Below are 19381 nucleotides of genomic sequence, written 5' to 3'. Positions count from 1 at the left end.
TGAAATGAAGTAAGAGCGTGAGTAATTGTTATATAGAAGGAAGCAAAGAAAAAGCAGACTGAAGTCATTCAATCTGCTAGAGGATTAGTCCTTATAAATGCTGTATCTATATGTGCCGTTGGATTTGTCCACTTTAAGTGCTAACGGAAGTTTCTCGTTGACGGTGTTTTCATAAAGAATATCTCGAATATTTGATGTCAGATGAAAAACTGCAATGTCAATTCGTTCTCGGCATTGTGCTGCCCATAATTCACGTTCTTGTTCTGTTGATGGGTATTCGGTTTCGTCTTCATCTTTGTAGTCATCTTTATTCACACCCACTCCTTCTTCATAAATCATTTTGAATAGGTTATCCAATACTCCGGCAGAGAGTTTGTGATTTGCACTACCTGTAAGAAGCTCATCAATAAGATAAAGACCGAAAGCCTTGTAGTACTTATGTGTTGTCCAGTTTTCTTCGAGATTAACAATCTCTTCCCAATTTGGCTCGCTGGCAAGAATCTCTCGATATTCATGAAGTTGCTCTAATGCCTCAGGAGATAATCCGGTATATCGATGAGCATTCGTAATATCGTGAGTACGCTGATTGATTCTGCCAAGAAGGTAATCTGCATCACAATCCAATAGTTCACAGATGTTAGCAAGGACATCAGCGGTTGGTGTGGATTTGCCTTGTTCCCAGGATTGGATAGTTCCGAACATATTATGATCGGTTGTTTTCTTTCCTGTGCGAATCATACCGTACTTCTCCATATATGCATCTGCAAAAGCTTGCTGACTACTGAATTTACGGAGACGGCACTCTCTTAACCTGTTTATAAATATAACTATATTCATTAAATCGACTCCTTTATGAAAAATGCATTATTTAAGCATATAACTGTATTCATTATAAAAGATTTAGAATTGTTTTACAAGGGATGGTAAAGACCCATTCTTAGAAACAAACCCCGTTTGACATTGAGTTGGATACATAAATCATTGTGTATCTACCTGAGTGGCAGACACTCAAATAAAAATATCACAAGGCCTGATTAGCTATAAGGGCATTGGGATACAGATATCGACACTAACCACAGGACAACCCCTGTGGAAGGTGCGATGGAAGTACCCTTATTTCCTTATGCCCATTTTCAGGCTATCCGGGTCGGTACTTCTACAAGCACCGGCCTTTATTTGTTCCCATTGCCCGGCTGCTGAGAACCAGGCAGAAAGGCAGGAACATTATGAAAATCCAGATGCGTTATGAGGATGTATACCAGACCCTTGAGGTTGAAACAAAGGAGATTGAAAAGTGGTTAAACATTTCTATCTCAGAAGATGAAAGTGAAGAGGATTACGAAAAGAGAATCCAGGAAGAAATCGAAGTCAGATACAACCGTCCCGACTACAACAGCTGGCATAAGCATGACCGCCATACAGGTGTTGCTAAATGTAAAGGTAAAGAAGGAACTGTTGAAGTGAACACAGAGGAAGCCATTATGGCAAGAGCAATTGCCCCATCTGTATTTACAAAGAGCATCGATGAGGTGGAAACCAAGTTAGACCACGAATATCAGTATGAACATTACTGTGGCTGGATTCGTGAAGTCCTTAAACCTTCAGCAGCAGAAATGGTTATTGCCATCGTTCTTGACGGTTTATCTGTTGGTGAGTATGCAGCATCAATCGGTGAAGATGCTAACAATGTCAGTCACAGATACAGACGTGCAATTAAGAAATTACAAAAAATTTTTTCCAAAACGTCCTTTTAACCCTTCGCTCAAGGCTACTAGCTAGGAGGGTTATTCCTCCAAGAAATATTAAGGAGGTAATTTTAATGGAATTACAAATTCACAAGAACGCAGAACTTGGTTCTGTAAGAACAACTGTCATCAATGATGAGCCGTATTTTGTTGGAAAAGATGTCGCAGAAATTTTAGGTTACAGTAATCCACAAAAAGCACTACGTGACCATGTCGATGAGGAAGATAAAACGGTGAACGAATCGTTCACCGTGAATGGAACAATGGGAATTCTCATTAATGAATCAGGACTTTATAGTCTTATCCTTTCAAGCAAAATGCCGAATGCTAAAAAATTTAAACGTGATGTATGCCATCGATGAGATTTTGGAAAATCCCGATCTTGCGATTGCAGCACTTGCTCAGCTTAAGGAAGAACGTGAAAGAAGAAAAAAACTTGAATGTCTGACTTTAGTTCAGCGTCAGCAGATTTTTGAGATGCAACCAAAGGCAAGCTACTATGATTTGATTTTGCAGAACAAGAATACAGTACCGATTACACAGATTGCAAAGGACTATGGCATGAGTGGTCGCAAGTTCAATGCGTTACTTAATGAACTTGGGATTCAGTATAAGTTTAGAAAGACATGGCTTCTTTATCAGCAATATGCCGACAAGGGATATACTCAGTCAAAAACACATCAAATTGATGATAACAGAAGTGTAATGCATACCTATTGGACTCAAAAAGGCAGACTTTTCCTTTATGACCTTTTGAAGAATGAAGGCATCTTGCCCGTTATCGAGCAGGAGGTGTAACGGATATGAGTATTGATAAGTTTAACTCCGAGAGTTATTACGACCCTACTACATATGAGGCACTTACCAATATTCACCGTGAGGAAGTGGCAGCTGATAAAAAGGCTGCCTATCTTCCTTTGGTGTATGTATGCAGCCCATATGCAGGTGATGTTGAAAACAACGTGGCAAATGCAAAGAAGTACAGCAGATTCGCTGTAGAGAACAATGCAATTCCGGTTACTCCGCATCTTCTTTATCCACAGTTTATGGATGATGGCAACGAGCAGGAACGTGAGAAGGCTATGCACTTCAATTATGTATTGCTAGGCAAATGTAGCGAGTTATGGGTCTTTGGTGGTGTTATAAGTCGAGGAATGTTTCGTGAAATCAATGTGGCCAAGAAAAGAAGGATGAAAATCAGATGGTTTACATGGGATATGAAGGAGGTTCAGGAATATGATTAATTTCACTTTATATATAGCTGATTGTACTGGTAATAGTAGCAACTGTCTGTACCCACATAAGATTAAAGTCACGGACAGGGATACATTTATTGCAGCAATCAAAACTGATCATGTAACGGCAAAGTACAAAGGTAATTACAGAAGTAATGATAATTATGAATACTCCGACTGTGTGCCTCTTGACTGCGACAATGACCATTCGGAAAATCCCGATGATTGGATTACACCATTTGACCTCGCAATGGCAATGCCGGGAGTTCAGTTTGCAGCATCTTATAGTGGACACCACATGAAGGTCAAAGGTGATAAATCCGTAAGACCTAGATTTCATGTATTTTTTGCGATTCCAGTAATCAAGGATGCAGAAGAATATGCAGAACTTAAAAAGAGAATAGCATCAGCCTTACCCTACTTCGATACCAATGCACTTGATAGTGCCAGATTCCTTTATGGAACTGATGATACCGATGTTGAAATTTATGATGGTGATAAATCAATCGTAGATTTTCTTGAAGAGGATGATTTTGCCAACTTCGATGCAAGAACAGAAGAAATTAGTGAAGGCAGCCGTAACAGTACCATGAGCCATATTGCTGGAAAGATCATCAAAAGATACGGAAATACAGAAGATGCCCACAACCTTTTTCTAAAGAAGGCAGAGCTTTGCAACCCACCACTCCCTGAAAATGAGCTGAAGGTGATATGGAGCAGCGCCTTGAAATTCGGTAATAAGGTATCAAACCAGGAAGGATACATTCCACCTGAGCAGTACAATTCCGACTGCAGACTTAAACCAGAAGACTTCTCAGATGTGGGACAGGCTACTGTGCTTGCAAAGGAATATAAGGATATCCTTCGTTATTCTCCATCAACAGATTACATGGTTTACAACGGCGGTTTCTGGGAAGAGTCAAAACCAAAGTCACAGGGTGTATCGCAGGATTTGACTGAAAGGCAACTTGAAGAAGCAGAAACTGAAATCAAGAAGACGATGGATGAACTTGTAAAGAACGGCGGTATGGAAATCCTTGTATCCGTGGGTCCGAAGAAGGCAGTGCAGATGTTCAACAAACAGCAGGCTCATGCCTATGAACTGTATGAAGATGCTGTCGCATACAAGAAGTATGCTGTCAAGAGGAGAGATACCAAGAACATAGCTGCAACACTTAAGGAGGCTCGTCCAATGCTTGAGGTTGAGCAGAGAAACCTTGATGCAGATGAATTCTTACTTAATACGCCTACTCTGACTTTTGATTTAAGACAGGGACTTAAGAGTCCTCTTGTTCACTCGCCTGAGCATTTCATTACAAAGCAGACAACGGTTGACCCATCAGACGATGGAAAGGATATATGGGAATCAGCACTTGATACCTTTTTCCTTGGTGACAAAGATCTTATCGATTATGTACAGAGAATGGTTGGTCTGTCAGCTATCGGAAAGGTGTATGTAGAGGCACTTATTATCGCATATGGTGAAGGCCGCAATGGTAAGTCTACTTTTTGGAATGTTATCGCAAGAGTGCTTGGTACATATAGTGGCAATATTTCAGCTGATATGTTGACTGTTGGATGCAGAAGAAATGTAAAACCTGAACTCGCAGAGGCAAAGGGCAAACGAATGCTAATCGCAGCAGAACTTGAAGAAGGCATGAGATTAAACACAGCCAATGTAAAACAGCTTTGTTCTACTGATGAAATCTATGCCGAGAAGAAGTACAAAGATCCTTTTTCCTACACTCCAACCCACACACTCGTGCTTTATACAAATCACCTTCCAAAGGTCGGGGCAATTGATAAAGGTACATGGCGAAGACTCATTGTTATCCCATTTGATGCAAAGATTGAAGGCAGTGCAGATATCAAGAACTATGCTGACTACCTTTATGAGAATGCAGGTGGTGCGATTCTTTCCTGGGTTATCGAAGGTGCAAGAAAAGTGATTGCAGATAATTACAAAATCGAACCTCCACAGAAGGTGCGTGATGCCATTGAGCATTACAAGGAAAACAATGACTGGCTTTCAAACTTCATAACAGAACGATGTGAGGTGGATGAAACCTACTCCGAAAAATCCGGTGACGTTTACAACGAGTACCGTATCTTCTGTAACCAGATGGGTGAATATGCAAGAAGTACAACTGATTTCTATACAGCCTTGGAAGTTGCCGGGTATGGAAGATTTCGTAATAGCAAAGGCAGATACATTAAAGGCTTAAGACTGAAGTCAGACTTTATGGAAGAAGACTAATGTCAGTAGGTGTGACACTTAATGACGGCTATTTACTATCCTTTTCTATAGGGTGATATTGTCAATATTAGTTGACACATTTTTCTCAAGCATATCACTGACTATGCGGCCAGTTCCAAATCCTCATAATACTGCCTGCGTTTTATCATAGGTGGAAGCCCGCCATTGGCAGAGCATATCCTCCGGTTATTCCAGTAGCTGAGGAAGTATCTCCAAATGAGTACCTTTAATTCCTCTACAGTCATCTGCTTTGTTTCATAGCGGTTGTAGAGAAGTTCTGTCTTCATTCTGGCCCACATGCTCTCGCAACGGGCATTATCATGGCAGCGTCCTCCGGCACTGTTCATGCTTTGATGGATGTGATACTTCCGAATGGCCTGACGGTAGACCTCACTGGTGTACTGTGTTCCACGGTCACTGTGGATGATAGCGCCTTCCAGTGCAGGATAAGCAGTCAGGGCGTTTTCCAGTGTATGGACACACAGATCTGCTTTCATGTTTGTTTCCATTGCCAGACCAAGGACGCTAAGATCAAAGCAGTCGAAAATCACAGATACATACAGTTTCCCATTGGATGCCGGGATTTCCGTGATATCTGTAATACATTTTTCTAATGGGGCATCTGAATGGAAATCCCGTTTCAGCAGATCATCTGATTTCATAGCCTCCCGGTCTGCCTTTGTGATCCCGTTCGGTCTTCGCTTGGGGCGATGGCTCAGGCCAATTTGGTCCATGACCCGGTATACGGTCCGCTCACTGGGAATCGACACTCCCTCCGGCCGCTTCAGGCACAGTGCCTGATACATCCGAATCCGTCCGTAAGTATCGTTACATTCATCCTCGCTGGCGATTTCTTTCATGGCATCCGCCAGGTCTTGGTACTTCCAGGGATGATCTTTGGTTTCAAGATATTTATAGAAGCCTTGCCGGCTGATACCAAGCATTCGGCAATAAAATGAAATTTTCCCGGTAATCCTGCCGTCCTCTGTTTTCAAAGCCAAAAAGATCATTCTCTGGTTTTTACTGACTTCCGACGGCTGGCGGCGAAAAAAGCGCTGGCCTCCTCCAAAAATTCGTTTTCTTCCTTTAGGCGACGGATTTCTTTATCCTGCTCCTTAACCCTCTTACGCAGCATGGTAATCTCTTCTGACAGGCTCATTGCGCTGGCAGGGGTATGGGAACCTTCCCCAATATCCAACTTGCCAGCTCTTACGGCTTTCAGCCATGTATGGATGGTTCCTTCAGGGATTCCCAGTTCTTTAGCCGCTTTGGCGCCTCCGATTTCTTTGGCAAGTTTTACTGCCTGTACTTTGTATTCATGGTCATATTTACGTGCCACTTTGAATACCTCCTTATTCTCTTGGTTTTATTATGAAATCCTTGAGAATAAACTGTCAACTTTTTTTATACCACACCAAAATGAGATTGCCAAAATAAATCATCCGGCAGTGGAAAGAAAAGAGGGTCCCATTCGGCTCTAATGCCTTTTTAGAGGGAACGATCTGATCATTCTTGCTGATTAAATAAAAGAATGATGTTATAAATTTATGTTTTGAAAGTGGGGAGGAGTACAAAAATGTTATCTTTCACCAGTCAATAGAAGGTAATAAAAGACAAACTATGGGGTCTGAAATAAAGATTGGGGATATTCGTTTGTCAGAATATGAAGATGATTGGAAATAAAATTTTTGATTTTAGCTAAGTTTTAACACTGAAATTACCTACATAATTTTTTGTTAGATAGTCATTATTAGACTATCTAACATTTTTATTTTGATGAATTCTATACCACTCAGAAACGGTTAAGTTGCCATTTGTTGTGATGATGCGATTTCCGTTTTCTGTGAGATACACAACCCGACCAACTAGGTTTTCTCCCGTTGCGACATCCACGCCCTTGATCTTTTGACCTCTGGGATGAATCGCTTGATAGGATGTCGATTCCTTGGTGCGATCTTTAAAATAGTCTTTTTCCATGTTATCTCCTTTTTTAATACTCTGATCGTAGTATAACAAAAAATAATTCTTATTCATACTATTTATGAGAATAGAAAGGATGAGGCGTTATGGATCAGAAGTTAAACAATGGAAAGATTTTTGTAGAAATACCGGATTTCGAGCATGGCAATGTGCCTGTTTCCTTAGCAGCAAAGGTCATGCACAAAGATGTTTTGTTTGTTCGATTGGGGCTGCAGCAAGGAGAACTGCCATTTGGCAGTGCTTTTGTGAAGGAAGGAAGCAGTCAATATGACTATTATATTTCTCCATTTTTATTTTGGCAGTATACCGGTTATGTCTATAGAGGAGATGACTGCGTTTAAAAAAGAGAAGCAGCACGCTTTTCTTTTTTTTGTGCTTTATGATATAATAGCGCATAAACTATTTGAATAAAGGTGGTGAACAGGATGGACTTATTTATTCCAAAAGAGACCTTAGACATATTATCTTATAAATCAACGTTGGGAAGAAGTTTAAAACAAATTTCACTTCGGAATACCCCATTACAGCGAATATTAGAAGATATAGAGAGATATCGTGCCAGCTATATTGATGTATTGGTACAGGAGAATTTAATCGGTTCGAGATTTAAAAGTGATGATTCTATCATTCGAAAATATGAAAAAACGATTAGAACCGGCGGCGGATTCAAACAGTGTTTTAATGACATTCTTGGATTCAGACTTAGATTCGAACAATATCCTGAAGACTATCCGGATTATTTTAGAGTTGTAGATTTGAGAAAAGGGAAAAAGATTGACGATGGTTATCGTGCCATTCACTTGTATTACCAAAGAGATAATCTGGCATATCCAATAGAAATTCAGTTGTGGTGTGGAAAAGATTATTTATTTAACATTTGGAGCCATAGATACGTTTATAAATATAAAAATGCTGAAATAGGGAAAATACTTTATAAGGAATATGATGATAAAATAATTAGTAGTGAAAAAGATTTTTTGGAACGTCTAAATTATTGGGAAGGAGAGATAAATGGGAGATAAAAATATTTATATTGTTGCGAAGATCTTTGATAGGCAGGGATGCTTAGCATATAAGTGTAAAACCGTGAATGAAGCACGTTGTTTACCAGGCACTTTAGAGGCTTTGCGGGCAGATGGAGTTCAGATTGTCATCCTTGATAGTCCAGATATTTATTCGGAATATGAACCTTATCAATATGTAGCGGATATGAAAGAATTTATCGATATGGTTAGTAATATGAATCGTTCTGCGTAAGAGACAGTGATTGATGAAGATGTACGAGTTAGAGTTCGTTAATAGCATCTTAATAAGAAATGTTCTCCATTGCTATCATTTGCTTTCAATAGGAATGTATAGGTGACATATAGGTTACAAAAACGACGCAACCCCCCCTGTTTATGCGGATTGTAAGCTTCGATTGAGGAGAGCGCCAAAGAAGGTAAGTTCTAAATAAAAGATTCAAAAAGTATCAAGAAATGGCTTAAAACCGTGGGTTTTAGGCCATTTCTTTTTGCGTAAATATATGGAAATAGCATATAAGAATCAGTAAAAATATATACGTTGGTTACAAATTGGTTACCATAAAACAGAAGCGTGTCCTTCTGCCAGATTTTTTCGCTGAAATATAGGGATACAAATGGTTTTTTGGAATATGTATCCCGAAGAGTAAATAATGAGCCTTCTGTATCCCTTAAGGTAAATTCTGCTTTCTTTTTGTATCCCTGATTGAACGAAATATGATTTTTGTGTATCCCTAAATAAGGAAAGCAGTTAAGGGAGGTCTAAAGAAGCCTAAAATGCAATAAAAAAAGGAACACCACGTTTCTTGCGGTGTTCCATATATTTTTTATTGCATCAAAAAAACTGTAAGTTTCCTTACATTGTAATGAAGAGGAGTAAGTTAAGATTGGATCAGCGCTTTCAATGAAATGTCTCTGATCATGTTCTTTGCTATGTAAAAGTGATCATAAGCAAAATCAAAAAGGTTGTTAAAGCATGATTTTACTTTTTCTCTTGCTGCGCTGCTGATATAGATCAGGTTCCCTTTTTCCCCTGTGCGGGTGCCGTTAAGCAGTATATTTTTCATATCACACAAGGTCATAGAAGAAACATCCTTGCCCCAGTATTGTCTGCTAAATTCATACCCGGACTCATATATCCGATAGCTTTTCTCTGGAAAATGATGCTTAAAGTGTTTTTTAAATAAACGGAACAATTCTTTCAGAGAAATGACTCTGGGCTTTTGATCGCGAAGGTAATCGTCTAAATACTTTTTGGCCTGTTCCTTCTTTTCAAAACAGCCAAGATGAATCCGGATTCTGGATCCATCATGCTTTTTCTTAGAGATAACTACCTGCCATGGTTTTTTCTGTTTTTTCCGATAAACCGGATGCATCCAGTTCCTTTCTTTCTTCTATTTATCATAAGTTTCTCCTATGTAAAGTATCGCGTTTTTCATCTTTTCCTTTATGCTTTCGTCATAAACTAACGGCTGTCTTCTTCGGTCGTGGACCTCTAAGAAATGCTTTAAAATATACGGGTCTATCTTGCTTTTCTCAGCGGCGGCAAGAAATGTGTTTTTCATATCTCCGATAGCGTGAGGGCAGGAAAGTTAGTTTAGAACTTTTTGATATCTCCCTCGGAAAACGTCGTAGGTCATCTCATTTCCAAACTCATCCGGAAACAGAGAATCAGACTTGGAGTTCAAAGAAGGCTCCGTAACGATTGCATATAGTTTTGGATGAACTGGAATCGGGTGTATATATTCCCCGCATGTATCAATCGGAACGGAAATGGTTCTATCAAAATGTAGATCCGTTTTCTTGACCCGCACAATCTGGCTGCCGGATATTCCATGATACAGACACATTAATACGGGAATTGCAATGTATGAAGTATATGGATTGCCAACTTGTTCCCAAAGGGTTTTTATCTCGTCCTTAGAAAATCTCTGTATACGACCGCTCTGCTTCTCGGAGAAATTAAACGGAATATCTCTTGCGATATTCTCCTTTATGATTCCTTTAAGGACTGCGTGATCAAAGATCCTGTTAAAAAAAGATTTCATCTATTGTTTCGTATTGGAAGACGCATGTACCTTCTTTCCGGCAGCATCGACCTTATGGGCTGAATTGATACATCGTACTATGTCCTTTTTTGATATGCAGACAACTCTTTTCTGATGCAGTGAAGAGCAGTAAGAGTAGACATAAGGATCATTTCTCAACATGTCCACCTCGTCTGCCCAGGCTTCATAAAGCTGCTCAAACGTCATGAAGGAAAAGGCTGCTGGATTTCTTTTAAAACCCTCAATCGCATCATTAGCAGCACGTTTCGATGGATAAACTCCTAAAGAGAGGCGGTGCTGGTTATTCAAAGGAGATAACGCTTGATAACATATCTTTCCATTCTTCCTGATTTCACGGATAGTGCCGTCTCCGTTCTTTCTCCTTATCATCATTCTTTCTCTCCATCGTAATTAAATTTTCCCATTTGTTCTACGTACCATTGAAAATCAGGATCAATGTAACAGTCCTCAGTGACATCGTTTTTGGTAGAATGTCCCATGATCTTTTTTATTGCAAAAGCATCTATACCGGATGTCTTTGCTATTGTGGCAAAGGTGGTTCTCGAATCATGCGGAGTATGGGAGTCTAATCCTAAATGCGCCATGGCTTTGCTAAACCGATATCTGTAGTTAGAGTAGCTTAAATGTTTCGCTGTTGTACTGTGCCTTGAAATGTAAGGATCATTAAACAAATATGGGCTGTTCAGTTCTTTTGCGAGGTCGTAATATGATCTTATGATATTTTTAATAGACGGATGGATTGGAACGGTTCTCATATACCCGTTCTCGGTCTTTTTTCCTCCAATGACATACCCCTCCTCAAGGAACGTGTTCTCAGTTAAAATTTCAACCAGCTCTCCCGGCCGCCATTCCATGAAAATGCTGATGTAGATGAAGTCTACGAAAGGGTAATCAAGCCTTGATTTTATGATTTCCCTTTCTTCTTTTGAAAAAGGAACATGACGCTTATGCTGCTGTTTATATTCTCTTTTGACCTTTTTGCTTATTTTAAAGTTTCTCGCAAGATTGACAGGGAGGATGCTTTCAGCAGTCACCAAATCGTACATCTGATTTAGGAGTGATTTGATTCGCATAATTGTATTTGGGGAAGCGTACTTTTTATTTCCGTTGTCATCTATATAGAACGGAGTGCTGTTTAAAAATCTCATTAAATGCACGGTTTGTAAGCTCGTTATTTTTTCATTCTTAATCTGATCGCAATATCTCCAATGATATTTTAAATCATCTGCATAATCAGGATTTGTCTCATAAATGATTTTGTGCAGTTTTAAAAATACCTCATTGAGTACCATATCTTTATTTAGGAATTCATAGGGATTTCTTTGATAATTGTCTATAGCTCTTTGTGCTTCTGATTCTGTTTTGTAAACACCCAGGCTTTTTCTGATTTGAATAACGGTATCTTTTTTTTCATCATATTGATATCCAGTTACGACCCGTGCCCATTTCTTTTTACGCCTTTTTCCTTTTAGAGTAGATATACTTCCCTGTCCATTTGCTCTCTTCAATATTCTTCTCCTCACTTGTACAGTATGATACAGAAACAACGGATGCAGTAGCGCTTCAGCGATAATACCTAATAGGCTTTAAGAAAATAATGATGCACTCATAAAACATGAGCTGACATAGAAATTTTGTCGTATTTCGCCACCAGGATGACGAATATTTTTCGTTTGACAATCAGTTACAAAACAAATGCTAGCATAGGACATCTTTGGGTTCTTTCTGTTTCTCATACTATTTATAGAATAAATTTACACATGAATCGGAGTGGACATATCAATACTTCGATTCAATTTTCTGCAGAAAAGGAGGAAGCTCATTTGAAAAAAAAACTCATGGGGTACATAACAGAGTACACAAATAATAAAAAATTCGAAAAGATGGTCGATGAAAGACTCTCATCCATCTTTCGTCTTTGTATGTGCGCTTTGCTGTTCTATTATCTTATCATGCGAATGAGAGCTGGTTTGCGGGATTTATCAACGCTTTGTACCATAGGCGGCGTTATCTTGATACTTGCATTCGTAAAACCATAAGGAAGAGGGAAAACATGTTTGAAACAATCGAGGAAGGAATGAAATATTTAAAAGAAGTAGTCGTGCAGCGAGAAAAATATAAGAGCCTGTACTTATTTGATAGAGGGTGTCAAATTTATGTGCAGCTCGTTCAACTCGGTGCCAATCCAAAAGAAGTATTGGATGTATTATTACCGTAAAAGGGAGCGAAAGCTCTCTTTTTTATTCCATAGGAAAGTTCTTCGAACCTCCCTATGGAATAAAAAAGCCCTGCGGGCAAGTATGCACACAAATGCGTAAGGAAATCATTTGACTGCGTCAAATCGCATTTGGCGCACAAAGCGGAACGAGTCCCTCATGATTGAGGGATTTAGGGAGTTGAAGCGGACTTGTCCGCTTTGTTCTTTCATAAGAAACTGCGTCTATGAAATACGAAAAAAAAGTCTGGGAAGTTAATAAAATATGCTATAAAAATAAAAAGACATAACTTTATAAATAAAAGTGTGGATATTTATAAAATAAAATTATATAATACAAGAGAAGATACGTTGAATCATTAGTAAAGAAAGGAATGTGGCAATGAGCAGAAAAATTAGTTTTCCGGAAAATTTTTGGTGGGGAGCTGCAATGAGTGGACCTCAGATGGAAGGAACCTTTGAAAAAGCACATGAAAATGTAATGGATCACTGGTACCGTACAAGCAAAGAAGAATTTTTTAATGAAATAGGTCCAAACACAGCGACAGATTTTTATCATCATTATAAAGAAGATATTAAAATGATGAAATCAATTGGAATGAATTCTTTCCGTACATCCATTCAGTGGTCAAGATTGATTAAGGATTTCGAAACGGGGGAAGCGGATGAAAAAGCAGTAGAATTTTATAGAGATATGATTGAAGAATGCAAAAAGAATGATATAATTCTCGTACTGAATTTACACCATTTTGATATGCCAATTGAATTATTCCAAAAATATGGAGGATGGGTAAGTAAACATGTGGTTGATTTGTTTGTCAAATTTGCAGAGACAGCATTCCGTCTGTTTGGGGATCAAGTGAAATATTGGACAACATTCAATGAACCTATGGTAATTCCTGAAGCAGGGTACTTATGTGGATTCCACTATCCGAAATATGTAAACAAAGGAAAAGAAGCAATGCAGGTGATTTATAATCTGAATCTTGCATCAGCAAAAACTATCGAGATTTTCCATAAAATATGTAAAGGAAAAATCGGAAGTATTTTGAATCTTACACCGACATATCCAAGATCAAATTCTAAAGAAGATTTGGAAGCATCCAGGATTGTTGATGCATTTTATAACCGCAGTTTTCTGGATCCTGCAGTTAATGGAGTATTCCCGGAAGAAGTTATTCAAATATTAAAAGAAAATGATGTTTTGTGGGAACAGACGGAAGAAGAATTACAGATTATAAAAGAAAATACCGTAGACTTCCTTGGTGTAAATTATTATCATCCAAAACGTGTCATGATCAGAGAAACACCGTTAGATTGTGATGTATGGACTCCAGAACAGTATTATGAAGAATACGATATGCCTGGAAAACGTGTAAATCCGTATCGTGGATGGGAAATTTATCCGAAAGCAATCTATGATATTGCCAAAAATGTACAAGAAAATTATGGGAATATTCCATGGTTTATTTCTGAAAACGGGATGGGTGTAGAAGGAGAAGAACAATACATCAATGCCGAAGGAAAAATTGAAGATGATTACCGAATCGAATTTTATGAAGAGCATTTAGAATTACTTGCAAAAGCGATGGAAGAAGGAAGCAATTGCTTTGGATACCATGCATGGACCGGAATTGATTGCTGGTCTTGGAATAATGCATACAAAAACCGTTATGGATTCATTGCTCTTGATTTAGAAACACAGAAACGTACAGTGAAAAAATCAGGAGAGTGGTTAAAGAAAATAACAGATCAACATGGTTTTTTTGTCGAAGGATAATTTAGCAATGAAAAGTGTAAAGCATCTGGGAAGAACGTGGCAAAAAGATGGAATCGTATGGCTTGGACTTTCAGGAACAGGAATTGAATTTATTTTTCACGGGAAAAGATTAGAGACAATGGTATGGGGAGACAGCCTAATAAAAGATACCGATGAAAAGGCGTTGCGGCACCGCGCTCGTATTGCAGTGGAGATTAACGGAAAACGAACACATTGTTTTTGTATGACCGAGCCAAAAAAGCACTTGATTCTTTGGGATTCGGCGGAAGAAACGACGGTACGTGTAAAAATTATAAAAATTTCGGAAGCAGCCATGTCACTTGTGGGAATTGGTCCGCTAAAATGCGAAAAGGAAGGCATTATAGAACCAACAAAAGAAAAAGCCTTTCATATAGAAGTCATAGGGGATTCCATTACCTGTGGGTATGGGATTGATGATCCACATGCGGAACATTCCTTTCAGACCCAAACAGAGGATGCCACAAAGGCATACGCTTATTTGGCTGCACAAAAGCTTGACGCAGATTACAGCCTTGTGTCTTATAGTGGATATGGGGTTCTTTCAGGCTATACAGAAGAAAATGCTGCCAATGTCAGGGAAACATTGCCACAATATTATGAAAAAGTCGCACATTCGGATGGGAAATTACCGGACGGTACACGGCTGGATGATATTTTATGGGATTTTGACCGATTCAAAGCGGATGTTGTTGTCATCAATTTAGGGACCAATGACGATAGTTTCTGTCAGGATCAGGTAGACCGGCAGCTACAGTATGCCGAATTATACACAAAGTTCATAAAAAAGGTAAGAACGTTGAATCCAATAGCAGAAATTCTATGCATCTATGGACTCATGGGAGACCGGCTGTATCCATTTGTGGAAAAAGCCGTGGAACAATATAAGGAGAAAACGAAAGATGCTCATATACACTGTGCAGATATTCAGCCACATTCCGATAGCGATGGATATTCAGCAGATGGACATCCATCAATCATATCACAAAAACGTCTTGCAGAAGAACTTTTTAAAAAAATCTGTAAAATAACAAACAAAAAAGGATGATATAATGTCTTTTTTGCAAACTTCCTGTGTTTTTTGCCATGTCTTTTTGCACAAAGAATCTTTATAGTGTATAATAAGAGTATATTTTTTGAAAGAAAAGACATCTGTTATTGCGGAATAAAATAATTAGGAGGCAAATTTTGATAAAATATGAAAGTATAGCAAAAGATATACAGGAAAAGATAGAACAAGGCATCTATAAACCAAATGACCAGCTGCCATTTGAAGCCGAAATGTGTGAGACATATGGTGTTAGCCGCATCACAGTAAAGAAAGCGATGGATTTGCTTGTTATGCGTGGAATGGTTATAAAAAGAAGAGGATCAGGAACATTCGTAAAGAATATTACTTTGCCAGCCAATGATGAATATTCTTTTTCCACGTCCAATCAGTTTTCCGGGTTCTTTCATACGGAAGGACATAAAGATGTACGTTCCGAGATTAAAGAGTTTCAGATCATTAATCCACCGGAAATTGTTGCCCAGCGTCTGAAAATCACAGAAGAAGATTTTGTTTATTATATTGAGAGAATTCGATATTCAGAAGGGGTTCCAAATGTTGTGGAGTACACCTATATGCCGATTGATGTGATTCCTGGAATCAAGAAAGATATATTAGAAAAATCCATATATGAATATATATCGGAAGGGCTTGGATTAAAAATCAAAAGTGCCCATCGAACAGTTCGGGCTACGCTTCCAACGGTACAAGAAGAAGAATACCTTGAGATTGAGCATTGTTTTCCGATTCTTGAGGTAGAACAGGTTGCTTTTTTAGATGATGGAAGAATTTTTGAATATTCAAAATCAAGACACCGCGGTGATAAACTAGAATTAAAAACAGTAAGTGTACAGTAAATAAAAGAGAAGAGGTTTTAATCTCTTCTTTTTTTTGCTTTATAGGAAAGATCGGCTTTTGTCGAACTCTTGAATGAAAATAGCCCGCACAGAGGCGGGCAAAGAGAGAGGACGACATTGGTCAGAAGATATAAAAACCTTCTACACCAGCCTCGTCATCAAACAGGTCGTCTTCATTTAAGAAATAATCCATATCCAGAAGTTCATCTTCGCTCATGTGGCGAATGTCCTTAGATGTCATTCCTTCTGGCGGATTATCGATATATTTTTTGCGTAATTCCTCGATATTAGGTTTCATGGGTGTATCTCCTCCTTTTAGAGGATTATAGCATAGAATGTGAAAAAAGGAATCATGCAGAAGAACGCTTTCCACGAGATTTGGACATTGCTTTCTCGTATAATTCTTCAAGGGATACGCATTTGTGATTGTAATAGATTTCTAAAACAGCCATTTTGTGCTTGCAGTTAGGACATTCCAAAGGATCGTAACCGAAGGAAGTCAAAATGGCAGTTCTCCATTGATTAAAACTCCGATAGATACGGTGTTTGCTTTTAGAAACGGCACGGTAAAGTTTGGAATCAATTTCGCGGTGTCTGGCGTATAAGCCGCCATATCGAATCATTTTAAAATGTTTTTCAGGGATGTGGCGAATCAACCGCTTGATGAAGTCAATTGCGGGAATTGTTTCCTCTATATATTTGCCATCTTCATGGCGGTTGTAGTGGAAAGTGACATTATCGCCATCATATTTATCGATTCTGGAGGTGGCGATAACAGGGCGTCCAAGATAACGCCCAATATATTTGATAACTGTTTTGGGGTCACAGAGATTGGGCTTAGCATAAACATAAAAGCCCTGTTTATGATCGGTATAACATTTTGATTTTATCTTCTTAAAGGATGGCCCAATGATAGATTCCATTTCGTTCAGGAGAGCCGTGCGGAAAGCATTACGGAGAAAATTGTAATGAAAGTGTTTCACATGACGCCAGAAGCCGTCATCACTAAAACCGCCTTCGGAGATAAGGCAGTGGATATGAGGGTTCCATTTGAGATCCCTGCCGAAGGTATGTAAAACCATAATGAAACCAGGGGTAAAGTTTTTTGATTTGTTTATCTGATGAAACATACGGGAAACAACCCTGTTAACGGAATGGAAAAGGCAGTTAAGCAGAGAACGGTCCCTGAGGAAGAAGTTACGAAGATTTTCATCAATGGTAAAAACACAATGACGGTGAGAGACATTTACTAGTTTAAAAGCCATAGTGGTAGTGCGTTCCATGGAGTATTTATTACCACAAGTAGGGCAAAAACGGCTATGGCAGCGGAAAGGAACAAATTTAAAATTTTCGCAATGAGTGCAGGCGTACATGGAGCCGCCGAAAGAAGGATCCCCACAGCCTAACATCTTATCGATATTTTCCATCTCAGTATCTCTGGGATGAAGAGTATATATAATTTCTTCATAATAGTCGGTAAAGATTGTCTGTAAGATATTCATAAGACTATAGAAGATTATCTTTCGGGATTACTAATTCATATATTTCCATGTATGGACTTAACACCAATCTCTGCTGTTGTTCGATCATAAAAACACCGCCTATATTTGATATATGCATTATAGCAAACACAGGCGGTATTATCTACTTTTTCAGTGCCCTCGATTGAGGGGCAGGGGAGTTGAATAGGCAAAGCCTATTTTTTATGGATATATACTAAAAAATCAATAATATATTGTATAAATTACCCAAAATCGAAAAGTATGTTGAATGATTGAAAAAGATATGTTAAATTATAAATAAGATATAACATTTCAACAAACAAAGCACCCAAGGAGGATTTTATGGGAGGAAACAAGTTTATTGACAAGTTTTCCAACGTGGCGATGCGTGTTGGGGGACAGATTCATCTGAAAGCATTAAGAGATACTTTTGCAACGCTTATGCCGCTATATATCTTAGCAGGTGTTGCAGTATTAATTAACAATGTGTTATTTCCATTTTTGTTAAAAGGTGATGCATTGGTAAATGCACAGTATTGGGGAACTGTAATTACAAACGGTACACTGAATATTTCAGGATTGTTAGTAGCACCAATCGTGGCATTTATGTTATCATCAAGTAAACGATTTGAAAATCCGCTGGCAGCAGCGATAATCGCATTGGCAAGTTTGGTTGTTATGATGCCAAACGTTATGGAAGTAACACCATTAAATGCAGATAAAGCAGTTGCAGCAACGGGAATTCTCGGATTCAGCAATATTGGAACAACAGGGTTATTTGCAGGAATCATCATTGGATTGATTACAACTGAATTATTCATATCAATTTCACACATTGATAAACTGCAGATTAAGCTTGGTGATAATATTCCACCGGCAGTATCAAAATCTTTCAATGTATTAATTCCTGTAATTATTGTTTTATCATTCTGGGGAATCATTTCAACCGTTTTATATGTCGTATTTGACACGAACTTGGTAGCACTGATTTCTATGTTCATCCAGGAACCATTAAGAAAAGTGAATACAAGCCTTGCAGGTGTCATTATTCTTTATAGCCTTGGAAATTTATTATTTACACTCGGAATTCATCAGACGGTTATTTACGGAACTTTACTTGAACCGCTTTTAATTGCAAATATCAACGAAAATATGCTTGCATTTGCAAATCATCAGGCAGTTCCACATATCATGAATGTAGCATTTGTTCCAACATTTGGAATGATCGGTGGTTCAGGAAGTACAATCGTATTAATCCTTGTAACATTTTTATTCAGTAGAAACAAAGCATCTAAGAGTATTGCAAAATTAGGACTTGCACCTGGAATCTTTAACATTAATGAGCCGGTTATCTTCGGATACCCAATCGTTTACAACCTGGCATTGATGATTCCATTCGTACTGCTTCCGGCAATCGGGTTAATCATAGGATATGTTGCAACATCCATCGGATTTATCGATCCTTGCGTTGTGTACATCCCTTGGACAACTCCACCATTGATCAATGCTTATCTTGCAACAGCAGGTGACTGGAAAGCCGTACTTGTACAGTTGATTGTTATCGCAATCGGTGTATTATTATACCTTCCATTTGTTAAAATCAATGATAGTATCATGGAAAAACAGATGGATGAAGGAACAGAAAATTAATAT

At 38.5% G+C, this 19381-nt stretch carries 24 protein-coding genes; 13 read left to right on the top strand and 11 right to left on the bottom strand.

Annotated features, from left to right (window positions below):
• Window positions 1-84: 84 nt before the first annotated feature.
• Window positions 85-837, bottom strand: a complete 753-nt coding sequence (locus tag QGT46_RS10385) for a helix-turn-helix domain-containing protein (protein WP_148459893.1) — start codon at window positions 835-837, stop codon at window positions 85-87.
• A gap of 389 nt (window positions 838-1226) precedes the next feature.
• Here QGT46_RS10385 and QGT46_RS10380 point away from each other — a divergent pair, with 389 nt between their 5' ends.
• From QGT46_RS10380 to QGT46_RS10365, 5 genes are all read left to right on the top strand, one after another.
• Window positions 1227-1754 carry a hypothetical protein gene (locus QGT46_RS10380; RefSeq protein WP_148459894.1) on the top strand — a complete coding sequence of 176 codons (528 nt, stop codon included), beginning with the start codon at window positions 1227-1229 and terminating at the stop codon, window positions 1752-1754.
• A gap of 65 nt (window positions 1755-1819) precedes the next feature.
• Window positions 1820-2107 carry a Bro-N domain-containing protein gene (locus QGT46_RS16975; RefSeq protein WP_330655809.1) on the top strand — a complete coding sequence of 96 codons (288 nt, stop codon included), beginning with the start codon at window positions 1820-1822 and terminating at the stop codon, window positions 2105-2107.
• Window positions 2070-2543: a phage antirepressor KilAC domain-containing protein gene (locus QGT46_RS10375; protein WP_330655808.1), complete on the top strand. Its 474-nt coding sequence runs from the start codon at window positions 2070-2072 to the stop codon at window positions 2541-2543. The genes QGT46_RS16975 and QGT46_RS10375 overlap by 38 nt, the downstream gene beginning before the upstream one ends.
• 5 nt (window positions 2544-2548) lie before the next feature.
• Window positions 2549-2989: a DUF4406 domain-containing protein gene (locus QGT46_RS10370; protein ID WP_148459895.1), complete on the top strand. Its 441-nt coding sequence runs from the start codon at window positions 2549-2551 to the stop codon at window positions 2987-2989.
• Complete coding sequence (locus QGT46_RS10365; RefSeq protein ID WP_148459896.1) at window positions 2982-5237, top strand: phage/plasmid primase, P4 family; 2256 nt, start codon at window positions 2982-2984, stop codon at window positions 5235-5237. The genes QGT46_RS10370 and QGT46_RS10365 overlap by 8 nt, the downstream gene beginning before the upstream one ends.
• Window positions 5238-5338: 101 nt before the next feature.
• On the opposite strand, the gene QGT46_RS10360 is transcribed toward QGT46_RS10365, so the two are convergent.
• The 3 genes from QGT46_RS10360 to QGT46_RS10350 all read right to left on the bottom strand — a co-directional run bounded on the left by QGT46_RS10360 (window position 5339) and on the right by QGT46_RS10350 (window position 7214).
• Entirely contained in the window at window positions 5339-6247 is a 909-nt protein-coding gene (locus tag QGT46_RS10360) for an IS3 family transposase (protein ID WP_301590717.1), read from the bottom strand.
• Window positions 6244-6576, bottom strand: a complete 333-nt coding sequence (locus QGT46_RS10355; protein WP_055159092.1) for a transposase — start codon at window positions 6574-6576, stop codon at window positions 6244-6246. The genes QGT46_RS10360 and QGT46_RS10355 overlap by 4 nt, the downstream gene beginning before the upstream one ends.
• A gap of 416 nt (window positions 6577-6992) precedes the next feature.
• On the bottom strand, window positions 6993-7214 hold the full coding sequence (locus tag QGT46_RS10350) for a hypothetical protein (protein ID WP_270433449.1): 222 nt from the start codon (window positions 7212-7214) through the stop codon (window positions 6993-6995).
• An 89-nt stretch (window positions 7215-7303) separates the two neighbouring features.
• Here QGT46_RS10350 and QGT46_RS10345 point away from each other — a divergent pair, with 89 nt between their 5' ends.
• From QGT46_RS10345 to QGT46_RS10335, 3 genes are all read left to right on the top strand, one after another.
• On the top strand, window positions 7304-7558 hold the full coding sequence (locus QGT46_RS10345; protein WP_034549329.1) for a hypothetical protein: 255 nt from the start codon (window positions 7304-7306) through the stop codon (window positions 7556-7558).
• 84 nt (window positions 7559-7642) lie between these two features.
• Complete coding sequence (locus tag QGT46_RS10340) at window positions 7643-8239, top strand: hypothetical protein (protein WP_024727457.1); 597 nt, start codon at window positions 7643-7645, stop codon at window positions 8237-8239.
• On the top strand, window positions 8229-8474 hold the full coding sequence (locus QGT46_RS10335; protein ID WP_024727458.1) for a DUF6718 family protein: 246 nt from the start codon (window positions 8229-8231) through the stop codon (window positions 8472-8474). The genes QGT46_RS10340 and QGT46_RS10335 overlap by 11 nt, the downstream gene beginning before the upstream one ends.
• 646 nt (window positions 8475-9120) lie before the next feature.
• On the opposite strand, the gene QGT46_RS10330 is transcribed toward QGT46_RS10335, so the two are convergent.
• Genes QGT46_RS10330 through QGT46_RS10310 form a run of 5 tightly spaced genes read right to left on the bottom strand, consistent with a single transcriptional unit; the run spans window position 9121 to window position 11816 of the window.
• A complete protein-coding gene (locus QGT46_RS10330; protein ID WP_270433439.1) occupies window positions 9121-9615 on the bottom strand; it encodes an Arm DNA-binding domain-containing protein in 495 nt (164 codons plus the stop codon).
• Between the two features lie 18 nt (window positions 9616-9633).
• Window positions 9634-9804, bottom strand: a complete 171-nt coding sequence (locus QGT46_RS10325; RefSeq protein ID WP_270433437.1) for a hypothetical protein — start codon at window positions 9802-9804, stop codon at window positions 9634-9636.
• A gap of 27 nt (window positions 9805-9831) precedes the next feature.
• Entirely contained in the window at window positions 9832-10287 is a 456-nt protein-coding gene (locus tag QGT46_RS10320) for a hypothetical protein (RefSeq protein ID WP_270433435.1), read from the bottom strand.
• Complete coding sequence (locus QGT46_RS10315; protein WP_270433433.1) at window positions 10288-10680, bottom strand: hypothetical protein; 393 nt, start codon at window positions 10678-10680, stop codon at window positions 10288-10290.
• Window positions 10677-11816, bottom strand: coding sequence for a tyrosine-type recombinase/integrase (locus tag QGT46_RS10310; protein ID WP_270433431.1), 1140 nt, complete (start codon window positions 11814-11816; stop codon window positions 10677-10679). Before QGT46_RS10310 ends, QGT46_RS10315 begins: the two co-directional genes overlap by 4 nt.
• Window positions 11817-12361: 545 nt before the next feature.
• Here QGT46_RS10310 and QGT46_RS10305 point away from each other — a divergent pair.
• The 4 genes from QGT46_RS10305 to QGT46_RS10290 all read left to right on the top strand — a co-directional run bounded on the left by QGT46_RS10305 (window position 12362) and on the right by QGT46_RS10290 (window position 16226).
• The gene (locus QGT46_RS10305) at window positions 12362-12526 is read left to right on the top strand and encodes a hypothetical protein (RefSeq protein ID WP_270433425.1); all 165 of its coding nucleotides are present in this window, start codon (window positions 12362-12364) and stop codon (window positions 12524-12526) included.
• Window positions 12527-12905: 379 nt separating this feature from the next.
• The gene (locus QGT46_RS10300) at window positions 12906-14303 is read left to right on the top strand and encodes a glycoside hydrolase family 1 protein (protein ID WP_270433423.1); all 1398 of its coding nucleotides are present in this window, start codon (window positions 12906-12908) and stop codon (window positions 14301-14303) included.
• 7 nt (window positions 14304-14310) lie between these two features.
• Entirely contained in the window at window positions 14311-15369 is a 1059-nt protein-coding gene (locus QGT46_RS10295; RefSeq protein WP_270433421.1) for an SGNH/GDSL hydrolase family protein, read from the top strand.
• 140 nt (window positions 15370-15509) lie between these two features.
• The gene (locus tag QGT46_RS10290; RefSeq protein WP_024727467.1) at window positions 15510-16226 is read left to right on the top strand and encodes a GntR family transcriptional regulator; all 717 of its coding nucleotides are present in this window, start codon (window positions 15510-15512) and stop codon (window positions 16224-16226) included.
• Window positions 16227-16347: 121 nt separating this feature from the next.
• Here the strand turns inward: QGT46_RS10290 and QGT46_RS10285 are convergent, their stop codons facing one another.
• Together QGT46_RS10285 and QGT46_RS10280 are read right to left on the bottom strand one after the other, a co-directional pair.
• Window positions 16348-16524, bottom strand: coding sequence for a hypothetical protein (locus tag QGT46_RS10285; RefSeq protein WP_186992544.1), 177 nt, complete (start codon window positions 16522-16524; stop codon window positions 16348-16350).
• 52 nt (window positions 16525-16576) lie between these two features.
• Window positions 16577-17728 carry an IS91 family transposase gene (locus tag QGT46_RS10280; RefSeq protein ID WP_330655805.1) on the bottom strand — a complete coding sequence of 384 codons (1152 nt, stop codon included), beginning with the start codon at window positions 17726-17728 and terminating at the stop codon, window positions 16577-16579.
• 342 nt (window positions 17729-18070) lie between these two features.
• Between QGT46_RS10280 and QGT46_RS10275 the strand changes: the two genes are divergently transcribed.
• A complete protein-coding gene (locus QGT46_RS10275; RefSeq protein ID WP_024727468.1) occupies window positions 18071-19378 on the top strand; it encodes a PTS sugar transporter subunit IIC in 1308 nt (435 codons plus the stop codon).
• The last annotated feature ends 3 nt before the right edge of the window (window positions 19379-19381 follow it).

It is taken from the genome of Anaerostipes faecis, assembly GCF_910574135.1.
Taxonomy (GTDB): Bacteria; Bacillota; Clostridia; order Lachnospirales; family Lachnospiraceae; genus Anaerostipes; species Anaerostipes hominis.
Note: the sequence above shows the minus strand (reverse complement) of the source record. Positions and strands in the feature narration are given on the sequence as shown.

Excerpts from the sequence above, each read along its gene's own strand:
- QGT46_RS10350 (WP_270433449.1), bottom strand. The coding sequence starts at position 7,214 with ATGGAAAAAGACTATTTTAAAGATCGCACCAAGGAATCGACATCCTAT.
- QGT46_RS10345 (WP_034549329.1), top strand. The coding sequence starts at position 7,304 with ATGGATCAGAAGTTAAACAATGGAAAGATTTTTGTAGAAATACCGGAT.
- QGT46_RS10295 (WP_270433421.1), top strand. The coding sequence starts at position 14,311 with ATGAAAAGTGTAAAGCATCTGGGAAGAACGTGGCAAAAAGATGGAATC.
- QGT46_RS10300 (WP_270433423.1), top strand. The coding sequence starts at position 12,906 with ATGAGCAGAAAAATTAGTTTTCCGGAAAATTTTTGGTGGGGAGCTGCA.
- QGT46_RS10370 (WP_148459895.1), top strand. The coding sequence starts at position 2,549 with ATGAGTATTGATAAGTTTAACTCCGAGAGTTATTACGACCCTACTACA.
- QGT46_RS10275 (WP_024727468.1), top strand. The coding sequence starts at position 18,071 with ATGGGAGGAAACAAGTTTATTGACAAGTTTTCCAACGTGGCGATGCGT.
- QGT46_RS10280 (WP_330655805.1), bottom strand. The coding sequence starts at position 17,728 with ATGAATATCTTACAGACAATCTTTACCGACTATTATGAAGAAATTATA.
- QGT46_RS10335 (WP_024727458.1), top strand. The coding sequence starts at position 8,229 with ATGGGAGATAAAAATATTTATATTGTTGCGAAGATCTTTGATAGGCAG.
- QGT46_RS10385 (WP_148459893.1), bottom strand. The coding sequence starts at position 837 with ATGAATATAGTTATATTTATAAACAGGTTAAGAGAGTGCCGTCTCCGT.
- QGT46_RS10365 (WP_148459896.1), top strand. The coding sequence starts at position 2,982 with ATGATTAATTTCACTTTATATATAGCTGATTGTACTGGTAATAGTAGC.
- QGT46_RS10325 (WP_270433437.1), bottom strand. The coding sequence starts at position 9,804 with ATGAAAAACACATTTCTTGCCGCCGCTGAGAAAAGCAAGATAGACCCG.
- QGT46_RS10315 (WP_270433433.1), bottom strand. The coding sequence starts at position 10,680 with ATGATGATAAGGAGAAAGAACGGAGACGGCACTATCCGTGAAATCAGG.
- QGT46_RS10320 (WP_270433435.1), bottom strand. The coding sequence starts at position 10,287 with ATGAAATCTTTTTTTAACAGGATCTTTGATCACGCAGTCCTTAAAGGA.
- QGT46_RS10380 (WP_148459894.1), top strand. The coding sequence starts at position 1,227 with ATGAAAATCCAGATGCGTTATGAGGATGTATACCAGACCCTTGAGGTT.
- QGT46_RS10340 (WP_024727457.1), top strand. The coding sequence starts at position 7,643 with ATGGACTTATTTATTCCAAAAGAGACCTTAGACATATTATCTTATAAA.
- QGT46_RS16975 (WP_330655809.1), top strand. The coding sequence starts at position 1,820 with ATGGAATTACAAATTCACAAGAACGCAGAACTTGGTTCTGTAAGAACA.
- QGT46_RS10375 (WP_330655808.1), top strand. The coding sequence starts at position 2,070 with ATGCTAAAAAATTTAAACGTGATGTATGCCATCGATGAGATTTTGGAA.
- QGT46_RS10305 (WP_270433425.1), top strand. The coding sequence starts at position 12,362 with ATGTTTGAAACAATCGAGGAAGGAATGAAATATTTAAAAGAAGTAGTC.
- QGT46_RS10285 (WP_186992544.1), bottom strand. The coding sequence starts at position 16,524 with ATGAAACCTAATATCGAGGAATTACGCAAAAAATATATCGATAATCCG.
- QGT46_RS10330 (WP_270433439.1), bottom strand. The coding sequence starts at position 9,615 with ATGCATCCGGTTTATCGGAAAAAACAGAAAAAACCATGGCAGGTAGTT.
- QGT46_RS10360 (WP_301590717.1), bottom strand. The coding sequence starts at position 6,247 with ATGATCTTTTTGGCTTTGAAAACAGAGGACGGCAGGATTACCGGGAAA.